Origin of the sequence: Levilactobacillus parabrevis ATCC 53295 (assembly GCF_001434055.1) — a bacterium.
In the GTDB taxonomy this organism is placed as follows: domain Bacteria; phylum Bacillota; class Bacilli; order Lactobacillales; family Lactobacillaceae; genus Levilactobacillus; species Levilactobacillus parabrevis.
Genome location: NZ_AZCZ01000009.1, coordinates 58,568 through 74,450 on the forward strand (window position 1 = coordinate 58,568; position 15,883 = coordinate 74,450).

Annotated in this window: 12 protein-coding genes; 8 read left to right on the forward strand and 4 right to left on the reverse strand. The window is 49.3% G+C overall.

The window, feature by feature from the left end:
* Positions 1 to 22 precede the first annotated feature (22 nt).
* Positions 23 to 1,417 carry a glycoside-pentoside-hexuronide (GPH):cation symporter gene (locus FD07_RS03785; RefSeq protein WP_020088901.1) on the reverse strand — a complete coding sequence of 465 codons (1,395 nt, stop codon included), beginning with the start codon at positions 1,415 to 1,417 and terminating at the stop codon, positions 23 to 25.
* 362 nt (positions 1,418 to 1,779) lie between these two features.
* Between FD07_RS03785 and FD07_RS03790 the strand changes: the two genes are divergently transcribed.
* The 5 genes from FD07_RS03790 (at position 1,780) to FD07_RS03810 (ending at position 6,450) form a co-directional block, all read left to right on the forward strand.
* Positions 1,780 to 3,081 (forward strand): PTS transporter subunit EIIC, encoded by a 1,302-nt coding sequence (locus FD07_RS03790; RefSeq protein ID WP_020088900.1) that lies wholly within the window; start codon positions 1,780 to 1,782, stop codon positions 3,079 to 3,081.
* A complete protein-coding gene (locus tag FD07_RS03795; protein WP_020088899.1) occupies positions 3,071 to 3,961 on the forward strand; it encodes an alpha/beta hydrolase in 891 nt (296 codons plus the stop codon). Before FD07_RS03790 ends, FD07_RS03795 begins: the two co-directional genes overlap by 11 nt.
* A 43-nt stretch (positions 3,962 to 4,004) precedes the next feature.
* Entirely contained in the window at positions 4,005 to 4,862 is an 858-nt protein-coding gene (locus FD07_RS03800; protein ID WP_020088898.1) for a LysR family transcriptional regulator, read from the forward strand.
* Between the two features lie 362 nt (positions 4,863 to 5,224).
* A complete protein-coding gene (locus FD07_RS03805; RefSeq protein ID WP_020088897.1) occupies positions 5,225 to 6,070 on the forward strand; it encodes a sulfite exporter TauE/SafE family protein in 846 nt (281 codons plus the stop codon).
* Positions 6,070 to 6,450 (forward strand): DUF1634 domain-containing protein, encoded by a 381-nt coding sequence (locus FD07_RS03810; RefSeq protein WP_020088896.1) that lies wholly within the window; start codon positions 6,070 to 6,072, stop codon positions 6,448 to 6,450. Before FD07_RS03805 ends, FD07_RS03810 begins: the two co-directional genes overlap by 1 nt.
* Positions 6,451 to 7,551: 1,101 nt before the next feature.
* On the opposite strand, the gene FD07_RS03820 is transcribed toward FD07_RS03810, so the two are convergent.
* On the reverse strand, positions 7,552 to 8,310 hold the full coding sequence (locus FD07_RS03820; protein ID WP_020088893.1) for an NADP-dependent (R)-specific alcohol dehydrogenase: 759 nt from the start codon (positions 8,308 to 8,310) through the stop codon (positions 7,552 to 7,554).
* Positions 8,311 to 8,595: 285 nt separating this feature from the next.
* Between FD07_RS03820 and FD07_RS03825 the strand changes: the two genes are divergently transcribed.
* Positions 8,596 to 9,816 (forward strand): MFS transporter, encoded by a 1,221-nt coding sequence (locus FD07_RS03825; RefSeq protein WP_020088892.1) that lies wholly within the window; start codon positions 8,596 to 8,598, stop codon positions 9,814 to 9,816.
* A gap of 15 nt (positions 9,817 to 9,831) precedes the next feature.
* On the forward strand, positions 9,832 to 10,497 hold the full coding sequence (locus tag FD07_RS03830) for a GTP pyrophosphokinase (RefSeq protein ID WP_020088891.1): 666 nt from the start codon (positions 9,832 to 9,834) through the stop codon (positions 10,495 to 10,497).
* Between the two features lie 581 nt (positions 10,498 to 11,078).
* Here FD07_RS03830 and FD07_RS03835 read toward each other — a convergent pair.
* Positions 11,079 to 11,282 carry a YjzD family protein gene (locus FD07_RS03835; protein ID WP_020090470.1) on the reverse strand — a complete coding sequence of 68 codons (204 nt, stop codon included), beginning with the start codon at positions 11,280 to 11,282 and terminating at the stop codon, positions 11,079 to 11,081.
* Positions 11,283 to 11,653: 371 nt separating this feature from the next.
* Here FD07_RS03835 and FD07_RS03840 point away from each other — a divergent pair, with 371 nt between their 5' ends.
* Positions 11,654 to 12,850 carry a cation:proton antiporter gene (locus FD07_RS03840; RefSeq protein ID WP_020090469.1) on the forward strand — a complete coding sequence of 399 codons (1,197 nt, stop codon included), beginning with the start codon at positions 11,654 to 11,656 and terminating at the stop codon, positions 12,848 to 12,850.
* 196 nt (positions 12,851 to 13,046) lie between these two features.
* Here FD07_RS03840 and FD07_RS03845 read toward each other — a convergent pair whose 3' ends face one another.
* On the reverse strand, positions 13,047 to 15,773 hold the full coding sequence (locus FD07_RS03845) for a YfhO family protein (RefSeq protein ID WP_020090468.1): 2,727 nt from the start codon (positions 15,771 to 15,773) through the stop codon (positions 13,047 to 13,049).
* Positions 15,774 to 15,883: the final 110 nt, after the last annotated feature.

The window sequence follows — 15,883 nt, forward strand, 5'->3', positions numbered from 1 at the left end:
CTAAGTTTTAATCTGCGACGGTCTATTCAGCGGCGTGACGAGCTGCGATTTCTTCGTTCATCTTTTCAACCTTTTCGTCGGTCAAACGGTAGAAGGCGAAGACAACCATAGCGAGGACGGTCACGATAATTGGAATAATCGTCGTGGTCATCCGGATACCTGCTAAACTCCGTGCGGTTTGTTGGTGGTTAGCCACGAAACCGTAGGCAGCTAAGACGTAGCCAGGTACAACCCCACCAAGGGCCATCCCAAACTTGAAGAAGAACCCAATAACGGCGTTGATAATCCCGTTTTCACGCTTACCAGACTTCCATTCCCCGTAAGTGATTGCTTGGGGAACCAGAGCCCATTGGAACCCGGTGGAAAGGATGATTCCGGCAGCTTCAATCGTCCGGCCAATGAAGGTCCAAGTCAAGTTGGTAGCTGGAACCGCATACATAATCAAGAAACCAATGACAGCTAATCCAAGGCTACCCTGCATCAACCATTGGGTCCCGATCTTCCGGTTCAACCATGGGGTAATTGGAACCACGATGAAGGCTGGTAAGGTTCCCAGTAAGTTGTACCATTGCATCATGCCAGCGTTACCGGCGTTGTAGGTCATGTAGTAGGCCCCAACGGAGTTCACAACGGACATCAAACCAAAGGTGATAATGAAGAAGATGGCTAACGTCCGCAGGGGACCGTTGATAACCAATTGGTGGTACAGGTCAGAAACCTTAACGCTTGATTCTTGTTCTGGCGCCATCTTGATCCGTTCAACGGATTGGCTGAAACAGAAGATTAAGATTGCGGCACCGGCGATCCCGTAGATCACCATCGTCCAGAACCAACCAGATTGTGATTGAACACCGGAGTAGTGACCACCAGAGATCATCTTAACAAAGATAGGAACACCGAAACTAACGGCCAATGAGCCTAAGTTAGCTAAGAGCATCCGTACGGAACTCATGGAAACTAATTCCTTGTTGTTCCGCGTCATAGCGGCGTTTAAGGAACCGTAAGGAATGTTGACGGTCGTGTAGATAACGGACAGGCCAACGTAAGTTACGTAGGCGTAAACCAACTTGCCCATGGCGCCAACGTTTGGCACGTGGAAACAGAGCATAGCCAGTACGGCTAACGGAATTGACATGTAGAGTAACCAGCCACGGTACTTCCCCCAGCGGGTCGTGTGCTTGTCAACAATCGTTCCAACGATAGGGTCGTTGATGGCATCGATCAGCCGAACAACCAGGAACATGGTTGCGGCGTCAGCAGCGGGCAGGCCGTAAACGTTTGTGTAGAAAAATAGCAAATACGTCGAAATAGTGGTATAAATCAAGTTTTGCGCGAAATCCCCGGTTGCCCAACCGAATTTCTCACGCCATGGAAGCTTAACGTCGGTTTTTTCCAACGCTTTAGATGCAGAATCCATTTCTCTCACCTCATATGATAGTTTCCAATCAATCTAAGTTGGTTGGTTGTTTACCACAACATACCAACACCTTTTGAAAACGCATACAAGAATTAATTCCATTTTGGTCGAAATTTTATCCAATTCGGCACTAGTGAAGCGGCTTCATTTGCTTTATGAAAATGATGTAAACCATTACATAACTATCGTAGCACGCAATGAAAGCTGATACAATAGCGGCATAAGAATCATTCTAAATGTAATTATTTTCTGAAAATTGGTGAACTTGTTAAGTATGAATAAATTTGTAAGACGTTGAGCGACCACTTCCAAAGGAATTTCGTATAATGAAAGTAATGAAGTCATAAGTAGGGGGAGTTAGAATGGTTGGCTTATTTCGGGGACTGTGGCGCGCCAATCAGCGCATTGATCAATGGCGAGCGCTACGGGCAGTTCATGAGGCACTGCGGGTCGCCTATCCATTTATTTTAGTGATGGCTTTAATTGACGTTGTTGGGCAAGGCTGTTTGTCCAAGAGCGGCTTCTTTTTTCAGGTTTATCATATTGGAAGTTGGTTACCTGGACTGGAATTTTGGCGAGATATTCTGCAGGCGGTCAGCGTTGTTGTGAATGGCCTGATAGCGGTCATGATTGCCTTTACGACGGGGCACTACATGGCGCGAACCTATCACGCGGATGCCTTAGCTGTCGGGTTGATGAGCGCGTTGGCCTTCCTGACCTTGAATGTGAACTACGATACTTTTGGGCAGACGAGTCATGGCAATGATCTTGCACAGTTCTGGATGCCCAATCTGGGGCCCCAGGGAATCTTCTTGGCGATTCTCGTGGGACTAGGCGTTGGCTGGCTGGCAAGTCATCTCATGCGGGGATTGGCAACGTGGTGGCGGCACCATCGACATTCTTCATTGTCCTGGACGGGGCGGGTGGCCTGGTCGTTGACCGTTGTTTTAGGTGTGACGGTCAGCATTGGTTATGGCTTAAGCTGGCTGACCGATGGTGGGATTAACGACCTCGTCTACCTGGCGTTGCAGACGCTGAACACGAACCCCGGGCACAACGGGCTACGAATCCTGCTGGTGACGGCTGTGAGCAATGGTTTATGGTGGCTGGGACTGATTGGGCCCGTTGATGTGGCCGGTAATAGTTCGGTCACGTCATTGCAGAATCTGGCCTACGCCGTTCAGCACGGTTCCGGATGGGGAGCGCCCCATCCCATTACGCTTCATACGTTGGGGGATGCCTACGCTAATTTTGGGGGCGCCGGAATGACCTTGGCACTGTTGATTGCGATTTGGATTGGCTCGCGCCAGGCAAGTTACCGGCGAGTCGCGACGCAGACAGTCTTACCGAACCTCGTCAATCTAAATGAGTCGACGTTACTGGGACTGCCCGTGTTATTTAATCCCATTCTATTGTTCCCATTTATTTTGGCCCCGGCCGTGAACCTGGTGCTAGCGTGGGCAGCGATTACGTTGAAATTAGTGCCGCCCATTGTGTATCCCGTGCCACGGACTACCCCAGGCCCGCTCGTAGCTTATCTGGGAACGGGTGGCGACTGGCGGGCCTTGCTATTGAGTATGCTGTGTCTCACGGTATCCGTCCTGATTTATTTACCGTTCGTCCGGTTACTTAATATGGAAGGGGGTGCTGACCATGCGGCGTAGGTGGTGGCGCTGGGCGCTGCTGATCGTGGTCATTCTGGCTGTGTTCATTCCTAGCCAGGTATGGTTGAAGCAGCGCATCACCAAATATAAATCGAGTTATAAGACGCCCCTGGCGCCTACGATTATGGTACCGGGGTCGAGTGCCAGTCAGAATCGTTTTGATACATTGATCACGCAACTACGTAAGGAAACCAAGCGACCACACAGTGTGTTGAAAATCAAGGTTGCCGAGAGTGGCGCCGTTAGTTATACCGGCAATATTCGTCGGGGGGATAATCACCCATTTATCGTGATTGCTTTTGAAAATAATCGCGACGGCTATGCCAATATTAACAAGCAGGCTAAGTGGTTGAATTTGGCCTTTAAGGATTTGGTCAAGACGTACCACTTTAACCATTTCTCCATGTTGGGCCATTCGAATGGCGGCTTGATTCTGAGCCTCTTTACGGAGAAATATTTGGCGCAGACCAAGCACGTGAAGCCGGATCGTTTAATGACGATTGCCACGCCATACAACATGGAGTCCGACAGTACGACCAAACAAACCGCGATCCTGCGCGAGTTGATCAAGGGGCGGTCCAAGTTGCCTAAGAAGCTGACGGTGTACTCCGTAGCCGGAACCGAAAATTATTCTAGCGATGGGACGGTGCCCGCCAACAGCGTGAACCAGGGAAAGTACGTTTTCCAGAATCAAGTCGCGCACTATACACAAATTACAGTGACCGGGGATGACACGACGCACTCGGACTTGCCGCAGAATAAGCAGATTGTCTTATTGATTCGGCAGTATCTCTTGAAGGAAGTCTTACCCACCAAAGATCGCGTGCCAACAACGAAACAGACGCGCAGTAAGGAATCGGACGAAACGGACCTCCCTTGATATCTGGTATAATGAAGGAAACGCGTAGTGGGAGGTTCCCAACATGAATTTTCGCCAATTGGAATACTTTTTAGCGGTGGCCGATGCCGGGCAGATTACAGCGGCTGCCCACCAACTGCATATGGCGCAACCGCCGCTGAGTTACCAGATCAAGCAATTGGAAAATGACTTGGGAGTCCCTCTGCTCAATCGATCTGCGAATGGGGTGACCCTGACGCCAGCGGGACGTCTGCTCCAAGACTATGCTCGCCAGTTAGTCGACCTGCGTGAACGAGCCGATAGTCAGGTGCGGTCGTTGGGTCAGGGACTCGCGGGTGTCTTGTCGGTGGGGGTGGTGTCCTCTTCAATTGGTGCGACGCCCAACGCGAAGCTCCGGACGTTGACGCGCCACTATCCCAAAGTGCAGATTCGTTTGTTTGAGGACAATACTTACGGGTTGATCGATCGGTTAGAGAAGCACCTGATCGACGTGGCGATTGTGCGAACACCGTTTTCGGCACCAGGACTGACCAGCAAGGAACTCACCACGGAAAGTATGGTCGCAGTGGTGCCCCACAAGTATGATCACTTTGCCGGGGCCACATTGCGGGTGGAAGATCTGGCGGAAGTGCCGCTGATCATTTACCGGCGGTTTGAACAGATCTTTCAGACGACTTTTGATCAAAAGGGGATGCAGCCCTTCATCGCTTGCACTTGTGACGACGCCCGAACTGCCGTGCAATGGGCCGATGCACGGATGGGGGTGGCTGTGGTTCCGCGGACGGTCGCGGAGGAAACGAGTGGGGTGGCAACCAGTATTCGTGCGATTCGCTACCAACCGTGGCGGACAACGCTGAAGCTGGTTTGGCCCACGACGATTACGCCCAGCCCGCTTTTGCAGCGGTTTATTGATAGCTATTAAATATATGTGGAATACAAATTCGAAGGCTTTGCCATATTTTTAGAGTATGGCAAAGCCTTTTTGCGGTGTAATCGGTTCCTATAGCGGTAGGCCGGCCTTTTGTGGGGAGCTACTGGGAAATAAATGTCAGGATTCAAGAATCAGCGTCTTGTGCAAACGAGCACGAAGCGGCGTTAGATGACTTGATCTAGGTGACCGAAGACAAAAGCTAAGACGCTTAACAACAAGGATTGTGGTGGTTCGTCTCCACTTGTGCGTAAAACAACGTATACCGATGGTTGGTTACCGGATTTAACTTGCCCTGCGCTACCGAAAAGTTGATAATCAAGGACGTAGATTGATTTGTGAGGAGGAAACATCAGATGATTCAAACAGCCTTAATTATGATTGGCGTGGGCATCTTCGCTGGGATTGCCGGAGCAATTTTAGGTATCGGCGGCGGGATGATCATTACGCCAATTCTGACCCTGGGAATGGGGTTAAATATTAAATATGCAATTGGTGCCAGCATCATTGCCGTGATTGCCACGAGTTCGGGATCGACCATCGCTTATTTGCGGGATAACGTCCTGAATTTGCGGGTCGCCATGTTTTTGGAAATCGCAACCACCATCGGGGCAATCGTCGGCGCCCTGCTAACGGGGGTCCTGGACCCGAAGTATCTGTATCTGTTGTTCGGCTGCCTGTTGGTCTTCTCCGGGTGGAACATGTACCGTAAGTTGCGGCGGGGCCAGGAAGTTCTTCAACGGGTTGAGCCAGACAAGATTGCCAGCAAGCTCAAACTCAACGGCAGCTACTATGACAAGGCTGAGATGAAGACCATCGACTACCAGGTTGAAAATGTTCCGGCGGGCTTCTCCGTCATGTTCGGTGCCGGCGTGGCCAGTGGCCTGTTGGGCATTGGCTCCGGGGCTTTCAAGGTGATGGCAATGGACACCTTTATGAAGATGCCTCTCAAGCCATCCAGTTCCACATCGAACCTGATGATGGGGGTCACGGCGGCAGCTAGTGCAACGGTGTACTTCTTCAACGGGTCCATCCTTCCCGGTATCGCCGTTCCCATGGCGCTCGGTATCCTGGGAGGGGCTGTGATTGGTTCGCGGATCATGCAGGTCCTACCAGCACGGTGGATTCGGATTGTTTTCATCCCCATCATCTTATACATTGGGATTCAGATGCTGGGTAAGGGATTGGGGGTTCACTTCTAATGCAAGAAAAACAGAGTGCAACCGCGACGGAAATGGCGCAGGTCGAAACGATTATTGGTCGGATTTTACAGGTCGGTGTCGTCCTCTCCGCCATCGTGATGGGCATTGGCTTAGTCATTTTTCTGGTGACTGGTGATTCCGGATATGCAGGACACACGGTACCACTGACGATGGCCGCCATCTTGGTCGGCAGTTGGCAACTAAAGTCATACGCCATCATGATGTTGGGGACGTATTGCCTGATCCTGACGCCAGTCTTACGGGTCGTGGTGTCCATTTATGCCTTTTACAAGGAACGTGACCACCTTTACGTGGCCATCACGACAGCAGTCCTGATCATCCTGATGATTGCATTGGCTATTGGGTTGACTGGAAAATAAGTCCTGTACTTATTACTAATGTGAATTTTACGAGATTAGTCTCGCTTTTTTACAAAATAACTGAATTTTTCGTTTTAACCACGAATTGGTTGTGGGACGCAAGCACGGAAAAAGGGATGGGGACGTAACTCAGTCTCTTCTCTATAGAAAAACAGGACGAAAATTCTCGGTTCTTGAAAATTTTCTTCCTGCTTTTGTCCATTCAAGATCCTGGTTGTATCTAGCTTTAAATGATGTTGAAGCGGTATTTCCTCAAATTTCATTTACCAATTACTTGTAGGAAAATACAATTGAAGCCGATAGTGCTGTTTTAGGATACTACCATGCATATTGAATGTGAGCACGCTGAAGTTGAATGGGTCATGAATTTTAACTGGGTTGCTGCTGGCGTTGTCGGCTTACTTGTGTTGGGAATTGTGCTTGTTCCTGGAATCGGAGCGCGTGCTGAAGGTATTTTTGGTTGATTAGGTGGTTTTTAGAATTTAATAGAGAGGTAAGTGTTTGTAATTGTATGATCTTAAATTTCGAATTCTAGCTAGTTGTATGGCGGTCGTGCCTACAGCAATCATCGGTGTAGAATGGTATATTAACTTATCAATGAATGAAACACCTTTAGAGTTTGCAGTTGCAATCTTATTGCTGGTTTGGGTTTGGCTAGCATCACTGGTTAGTAGCATAGTCCTTTTAAGGCGGATTTCGATTTGCATATATCAAAAATCGGTTCAACAGATTTTGAAAACACCTAATGTTAATCACATGTTAGAATCCAAAGATTCGCAAGATCTGTATAAAATTTTTCGAACACTAGATTTCAGCTATTCTAGAAAGCTCAGAAAGGTCGCAAAAAAGAGAGTATGGATCAAAAGCGTAAACGCTTAATCGAAGCCATTATCCATCGCAAAAGTTTACTGGAAATGGACGAGAATAAGTTGTAATTGCTAAAACTGATTCTATCGTGAATGGAATGTGGGAAAATGGCGGTCAGATAGAAACAAAAAAATTGATCCTAGAAATCATTTTGTGATTTCTAGGATCAATTTTTAATTACTGGAACTCAGGGATTTTTGACCCAGATTCTTTCATTTTTACTGAGATTAATCTTTATTGAGCGGTGTAACCACCATCAACAACGAATTCTGCACCAGTAGCGAACTTAGATTCGTTAGAAGCTAAGTAGACACAGATCCAGGCGATATCGTTAGGTTCACCGATGTGGCCCATTGGCGTCTTGGTCCGGTCTGACATTGCTGCTTCAGCACCAGGAAGGTCGTCAACTAATGGCGTCTTGATGTAACCTGGGTGAACAGTGTTAACCCGAACATCGTAGTCCTTCAAAGCACAGTCAACGGCAGCTGACTTGGACATGATCCGAACGGCACCCTTAGAGGCGTTGTAAGCACCTAAGTTAGGGTCACCAACGAGACCTTCAATAGAAGAAATGTTGATGATTGAAGCGCCGAGGTTCTTGTTCTTCATCCGTTGGATACCTAAACGGGTACCGTAGAAGACACCGTCCAAGTTAACGGCCAATTGCTTCTTCCATTCTTCAGTCGTCGTGTTTTCAACACTCTTGTTAACGGCCATACCGGCGTTGTTAACGATCGTCGTCACTGGGCCAAAGGCTTTTTCAGTAGCATCGAATAATGCCAACCAGCCGGCTTCGTCAGTAGCATCGTGTTGGAAGAATTGAATAACATCTGGGCCGCCAATACTCTTAGCAGCTTTTTCACCAACGTCACTGTGACGTCCAGTGATCATAACCTTACCGCCTTCTTCAACGAACTTGTCGGCAACAGCCAAACCAATTCCGAGAGTACCACCAGTAACGATTGCAACTTTTCCATCTAAACGATGAGCCATGTGTATTACCTCCAAATATTTGTGTGATCTGCGTCATGTATACTTGTTGATTCTCAAATGACTAAAATTAATGGCAAGTGAGGGTTGAAAAGACTATCAACAAAATTATAAGTGAACTACGTCACATGCTTGTCACCTATTATGAAACAAAACCATCAAAATTCCAACCCTTTTATTAAAAAAAGTTACAAAAAAATTTGGAGGTCAACATAACGGCGGTATAACGGGTTTTATGCTACACTAGTAATTAATGCATTTTTAGAAAAGTTAAGAGGCGATGACGTCGTGGGTACACGAAAACCTGAACAATGGCGGCGAAACTTGGCCGTTTTATGGTTGGGAACTTTTATTGCGGGCATGGGATTTAGTGAAGTCATGCCATTTTTATCGTTGTATGTCGATGACCTGGGCACGTTTACCAAGGGACAGCTGACCATGTACAGTGGGGTGACCTACGCCGTGACCTTCTTCGTGATTGCGTTGGTTTCACCACTGTGGGGGAAGCTGGCTGACACTAAAGGGCGAAAGATCATGTTGCTGCGTTCGTCCTTTGGGATGGCGATTGTCATCGGCCTGATGGGGTTTGTTAGTAATGTGTGGCAACTCATCGGGCTAAGATTCTTGCAGGGCTTCTTTGCCGGGTACATTCCCAACGCGACGGCACTGATTGCGGCGGAAACACCCCGGGGGAAGAGCGGGAGCGCACTGGGAATCCTGACGACCGGATACGTCAGTGGGAACCTGATTGGCCCAGTTCTCGGTGGGATTCTGGCCCAGGTCTTCTCCATTCGCTGGACGTTTATCCTGACCGGAATCTTCCTGATTATCGTCTTCATCCTGAGTGCCACGTTGGTTCATGAACACTTTACACCGATCACCCGCGATCAACAGGAACAGTCAGGGAGTTGGTTACATAGGGTCAAACGACCTAAGTTGATTCTCGTATTATTGGTATCCACGATGATCATTCAAATGGGAAATAACTCGATCACGCCAATTATTAGTCTGTACGTTAAGCAGTTGATGAACAATGTCGGGCCAATTACGTTGGTGGCCGGAATTATTGCTGCCCTGCCTGGGATTTCCACGCTGCTAGCGGCACCCAAGTTAGGGGATTACGGCGATCGGCGGGGGACTAGTCGGGTCCTTATCTTTGGCTACGTCTTCGCGGTACTGATGTATTTCCCCCAAGGATTCGTCACAAGTATCTGGCTTCTGGGAATCTTACGGTTTATGATTGGGGTATCTGACGGGGCGTTGTTCCCGGCAGTCCAAACGATGTTGACTAAGAATTCGCCCCAGGAACTGACCGGGACCGTCTTCAGCTGGAATCAGTCGTTCCAGGCGGCAGGGAGTATGTTTGGCTCCCTGTTTGGCGGTCTCGTGGCGAATATCTTCAACTATAATGGGGTGTTTATTTTCACCGCCATTACTTTATTGCTGAACTTCTTGCTGTTATGGTGGGTCGTCCCCGAAGTACGACATTTTCGGCAAAAAAACGCGTAACTAGGAAGGATTAACATGGCTAACGAGAATTTACCAACGCAGTTTCCCAATGATCCAACGTCGCTGGCGGCGGTTGATAACTTTCGGCGGTTGATGCTGGACTACAATAGTGCCGTGAAAGTGGTACGTACTAAAATTGAGTATCTCGACCAGGAGTATCAAATTTTACACGGCCACACACTGGTTGATAGTCTACAGTCGCGAATCAAGTCGCCAGAGAGTATCTTGGAAAAGGTGCAACGTAAGCACTTTGATTTTGACTTACAGAAATTACCAGAGGAAATGCATGATATCGCTGGTATCCGGGTCATTGTTCGCTTTGAGGATGATATCCTCGCGATGGAGAGTCGCCTGGAGAAGCAGCCGGATATTCAGATTTTAAGGCGCAAGGATTACATCACGCATCCCAAGCCCAACGGTTACCGCAGTCTGCATTTGATCCTGTCGGTCCCCGTATATCTGGATGCCGGGGTCGAGCCAGTGAAAGTGGAAGTTCAGATCAGAACGATTGCCATGAATTTCTGGGCGTCACTGGAACATGAACTGAGTTATAAAAAGAATGTCCAGCATCAGGCTGAGCTCCGCAAAGAGTTAATTGCTAAGGCAGAGTTGGTACATCAGCTGGACCAGGACATGAACGGAATTAAGAATGAGATTCGGGCCGAAGACGGGCAGCTTTAGGCGGCTCGTGGTTAGTAATTGAAAAGGGCGCTACCTGGCAGAAGTTGTTTCTTGCTAGGTAGCGCCCTGTTTTAATGTGGCATGTTGTTTTAGGGAAACAGGTGAGTGCTTGTGACTGGATTGGTTTAGTTCGTTTGATTCTCTCTCGCCAAGATGTCCGGAAATGTGCGGCCTCTGAAACGTGTTCAGTCGGGCAGGTCCCTGCGCTTAACCCAGCTAAGCACCGGCTCGGTTCCACCGAGCGGGCACTTAGCTACGTTAATGCTCAGGACCTACCGCCCGCCTTCACACTCTGGTCGAGTTATCTTCCGCTTAGAAAGTTAAATTCTCCTGTCTGGCGTGGAGCGTTGCTGATTATTGTCGTTTGATTCCTTGGATTTTCTCTCGCCAGAATACTGGGGAAACATGCGGCCTTCGAAACGAGTTCCGCAAGCCAGACGCCTCCGCTTAGAAAAATAAGGAACTCCTGCCCGGCATAGCCGAACAGAAGCTCCTTATTTCCCTAATGCTCAGAGTCAAAGCGGCTTGCTCCACTCTCTGCAAAAGGTCCTGGTTGTTTCGGTCATGCTTATTGTGAACGCTTATTTACCTTCAGAAGACTTGACGTCGCTCCGGCCAAGTAGCATAATCCCGTTGACAGCGATAACTGCTACCACTGCCATGGTAATGCCAATTGACGTTGGATCGTAGGTTACTTGTTTCAAGGCACCAACGATGTAGCCAATGACCTCACCAAAGATAACCGCCCAAAAAATCACGACTAAGTTAGATTCTAACCACTTCACACGCGTCACCTCACAATCGTTATTAGTTTAACACGATTCGGGGGTTGCGGGTAGCTATAAATTTGGTGGTGGCGGTCGGAAGGCAATAATTTTGGCTGCAAGGCTTAGTTATGGGACTGAAGTATCTGGCCTGGTGCGGTTGGGTTGCGGTTGGGTTCGTTGTTCTGTATAATGTAAACTAATTAAATTAAAGATGGTTGAAGCGACTGCTTTCAAGAATAGTGTTCTCCTTGGGTTGGGAGAGCCGTTTTGAAGCGGTCGCTTTTTGGCTGCTTGGGGTAAAATGGGCAGCTATTGGGGGCTAAATCGATACACAAAAACCAGCCATAATAGGAATTTAAACTATATTTGTCAGCCAAAGGAGGCTACTCGTGGAACTCTTAAGAAATTTAACGTTAATTCTATTAGCAACAACGATTGTCGGGCACTACAGTACGCGCATCGGGATTCCAGCCGTCATCGGACAACTCTTGGTGGGGGTCATCATTGGCCCGGCCATGTTAGGCTGGATCAGCCTGACGCACGTCCTAGAAAGCTATGCCGAACTGGGTGTCATTATTCTGATGTTTATTGCGGGACTGGAGAGTGATCTGAAGCTCCTGAAACGTTACCTGAAACCCAGTGTGCTCGTGGCGTTGATGGGGGTCCTGATTCCAGTAATCGGGACGTATGTGGTGGGGATGCTCTACCACCTTGGTACCACGGAGAGTCTCTTCATCAGTGTGATCTTCGCGGCAACTTCCGTGTCGATCTCAGTGGAAGTCTTGAAAGAAATGAACGCGCTGAACAGCCGGGAAGGTACCACGATCCTTGGAGCCGCCGTCGTCGATGATGTGTTGGCCGTGATTATCTTGAGTGTGCTGGTTTCCACCACTGGGACGGCCGTGGGCGATACCGCTGCGGCTTCCGGGAGTTTACTGCTGACGACGATTGAACAGGTCGTTTATTTTGCGGCCATCTACTTTGTGGTCCGTTGGGTCGCACCATACATGGCGAAAATCGGTGACCGCCTGATGATCCCGATGGGGCAGACGCTGATGGCCATTATCCTGTGTTTTGGGATGGCCTATGTGGCCGAATTGGTGGGCTTGAGTGACGTGGTTGGGGCATTCTTTGCCGGAATCGCGATCTCGCAGACTAGTGCCAAATCTACCGTCGATCGGCATATCGAGCCCATTGGTTATGCACTATTTATCCCGGTATTCTTCGTTAGTATCGGGCTGAACATGGACTTCAATGGACTGGGTAAGCAGATTGGGTTCATCGCGGTACTAACCGTCGTTGCGGTACTGACCAAATTGGTCGGGGCCGGAGCGGGTGCCAAGATGGCCGGCTTCTCGTTGGATAGTTCCACAGCAGTCGGTGCCGGGATGGTCTCACGGGGTGAAATGGCTCTGATCATTGCCCAAATTGGATTTACGGCAAAGTTAATGTCGCCGGTGCGGTACTCAGCCATTGTGGCAGCGATTATCATCGCTACGTTAGTCGCACCGTTCCTGTTGCGGGTCACGATGAACCGGGCCCATCGCGGGGAGGTTGACCGCTCTAAGGTACGGCCATCAGAATAGTATTGGAAGAGAAGTAAGGGACGGCCTAATCGTGGCCGTCTTTTTTTTGAGCAGTGGTGATGAAGAGAAATTTTGGACTAAAGCGATGTTTCGCAAAAAGGTGAGACAGATTCTGCCAAAATTACATTAGTAGTAAGTAGCGGGTAAAAAAAGAGGGTCAACTCAAACTGAGCTGACCCTCTGTCAAAATTTAAAATTAGGAGTGATCTTCTTCACGTTGTGCTTTGCGCTGTCGTAATGGTCGTAACCATTCCCCAGCAATCAACAAGAAGATGAAGATGGCGGCCCCTAAAGCACTCAGTAGGGCGCCCACTGTCAGCCCCGGCGTGGTGTACTTCAGGATCACGTGGTTCTTGCCCACGTGAATCGGCACGCCAATCATCCCGCGGTAGTTCTTCACTACGGGGATGATCGATTGAGCGTGCATAGCCGAACGAATCTTGACCGGTTTACCGTTGACGGTAGCTTGCCAGCCCGGCATATCAGGAATCGACACGTAGAGCAAGCGCCGTTGCGCCGTACCCGTGACGTGGCCTGATAACCAGGTGACGCCACTCTTACGGTCCAGCTTGAAGCGTTGCTGCTTCAGACTCTGGGCTAGTTTGACGTACTTGGCTTGATCTAACGAAACGAATTCGTTGCCGTAACCGGCTTGAGGACGCGAGGTAACGTAACTGACCGTTATGACCTCACCCTTAGTGTGCTGCCCCAGCTTGAAGACGTAACGCGTACCATCGGCGTTGATCAGTGGCTTAGCTTTCTTGCCGTTGACCAACAGGCTAGAGTAAATAACGTTAGCCGATGGGGAGTAAGCGTGCATAAGTCCGGTCGCGTTGACCCGGAGCTTAAACGTTTGTACGTACCGCGGTCCCTGATGTCGGTTGCGTTTGGCTGTGGCTCTGGCTGCTTCCTTAGCCGTGGCCTTGTGTGTAGTAACGTCCATGACCGTTGCCCGGGCCAGCGTATTCGGCTGTGCACCCAAGGCATCCAGAATCATCTGTTGATTGAACAGCGCTGTCTGGTCGCGAAGCTGCACGTCGGCTAGCTTACTAGGTACGGCAAATCCCAGACCGGCATATGAGTTCAACCGCGTCACGGGATGCTTATTGTCGGCGTTCAGGCGATACTTCACACTGAACAGGGTGTCGGTCAGGTGCGTGTAGCCCTGCGCACTGATCCGGCGCACGTTCGGACTGAAGTAGCCCAGGTCGTGTTGGAAGACCCGTGACTGTTCGTCTAGTGTAGACGAGTACGAGCTCAGCCCAGCATAGTCGAACATTAGCGGATCGTTGTAGTGGTTATACGGTCCAGTGTAGGCTTTACCGATCGTCGAATGCAGGTAGTCGACCCGGTGCAGATTGAACTTGGTCGAGGACGCATCGATCTTGTTAAGAATTGCAGAGTCCTTTTTGAAATACTTCTCGAACTTCGTCTCGGACCCGAAATCCATCCCATGCGTGGCGATGTAGAGGTTGCCACCCAACTCGCAGGAGATGATCAGACCCAGCAGGCCGATTCGAATCGGTCGCCACTCAGTCACGAAGATTAGCATGGTGTTGAGCAATAACAGGCCTAAAGCCAGCCATAGTAAGTGGAAATTAGGTTGACTGTTGAGGTAAAGGTCGTTGTTATAGCTTGGAAACATCTTCGCCCACAGCTTGGGGATGAATTGGGCCGACACGAAGCCAATCGTCAACAATCCAGCGCCCCACAATAGGGCAAGAATCTTCTGTGGATCGTTCATGGTCTGATCGGGATGCGTTTGCCAAGCGCGATAGGCCGTGACGATGGCTAAAAAGGTGAAAAAGTAGACGTTTCGGAACGGGAAGCCGGCTGGTTGCTGGAGCATGTGCCAGATGGTGTTAAACACCGTCAAGAACAGGCTCAAGCCCATCGCAATCAGTAGCCACATTGTCCGGGTCTTTTCGACCGCTTTGATCTTCGGTGACACGAAGTAGACGATCAGCAAGAGAAACATCAGTGTCCCCATGAATAAGCTCGGTGCGTGATAGAGATGTGATGTGAAGTCAGTCGTCCCCACCCCAAACTGGGCGAGCACTTCCGGTCCAAACAGTGGTGTAGGCAGATAGTTGTCCGCGAAGAAGTTGCCCTTCCCCGTTTGCAACATGCCTAAACCCGTTGGAATCAGGACAATCATCGACATCATGCCGGCCAGTAGCGAGCCGAAGATGAATTGTCGAATTGCTGGCCAGTGCATCCGCCAAGTTTCCCTGAAAGGCGTGGGTACCAGCTGGTGTTCCACGGTCAAGTAGATGAAGTACATGAGCGAGAACAGGCAGGTCATGTAACCCAGGTAATAATTGGACAGAACGGTCAGCGTTAGACTCGCAGTGTAGAGACCAAAGTGGTGTGAACTGACGATTCGGTGAAGCCCTAAAGCCACGATTGGCAACCAAATCAGGGCGTCCAACCACATGATATCGTAGAAGTACATGGCCACAAAGCCACATAGGCTAAAGGCCGTTGAGAACAGCAGGAGTGACCAACCACTACGCAGAAATGCGTGGCGCAGGAAAATCGCCATGGTCAGGCCAATCGTGCCAATTTTTAAAATGACGATCCAAGCAATCGCAGTCGGTAACTGCGCCGCTGGAAAGAAGAAAATCAAAAGATTAAACGGACTAATGACGTAGTAGGTCAATAATGGCACCATACTACTACCCGTCCCCAATGCGAATGAAAATAGATGGAACTGCCCGTGCGTCACGGTCGAGCGCAGATACTCCAAGATCGGAACGTACTGTGCGCCCGTGTCGCTAAACAACAGACTATGCTTGCCAAATGGTGTAACCTTCAGTTGCCAGAAGACCACACATGTGATGACCAGCGGAATTAAAAATGCCCCCAAATACACCCAACGGCTAGCTCTTAACTGCGCCAAGGTGTTGTGATGTCGCTCCATAAAAACCCCTCCGTTGATGACAATCAAAATGTCTAACCCTAATAGGATAACATTCTCTGTACTCGGATAAAAGTTTACCTTAAATCCGAGTGTTTAAATAATTATGTGTA

Coding starts and splice junctions, on each gene's coding strand:
- FD07_RS03785 (WP_020088901.1), bottom strand. CDS start 1,417: ATGGATTCTGCATCTAAAGCGTTGGAAAAAACCGACGTTAAGCTTCCA.
- FD07_RS03790 (WP_020088900.1), top strand. CDS start 1,780: ATGGTTGGCTTATTTCGGGGACTGTGGCGCGCCAATCAGCGCATTGAT.
- FD07_RS03795 (WP_020088899.1), top strand. CDS start 3,071: ATGCGGCGTAGGTGGTGGCGCTGGGCGCTGCTGATCGTGGTCATTCTG.
- FD07_RS03800 (WP_020088898.1), top strand. CDS start 4,005: ATGAATTTTCGCCAATTGGAATACTTTTTAGCGGTGGCCGATGCCGGG.
- FD07_RS03805 (WP_020088897.1), top strand. CDS start 5,225: ATGATTCAAACAGCCTTAATTATGATTGGCGTGGGCATCTTCGCTGGG.
- FD07_RS03810 (WP_020088896.1), top strand. CDS start 6,070: ATGCAAGAAAAACAGAGTGCAACCGCGACGGAAATGGCGCAGGTCGAA.
- FD07_RS03820 (WP_020088893.1), bottom strand. CDS start 8,310: ATGGCTCATCGTTTAGATGGAAAAGTTGCAATCGTTACTGGTGGTACT.
- FD07_RS03830 (WP_020088891.1), top strand. CDS start 9,832: ATGGCTAACGAGAATTTACCAACGCAGTTTCCCAATGATCCAACGTCG.
- FD07_RS03845 (WP_020090468.1), bottom strand. CDS start 15,773: ATGGAGCGACATCACAACACCTTGGCGCAGTTAAGAGCTAGCCGTTGG.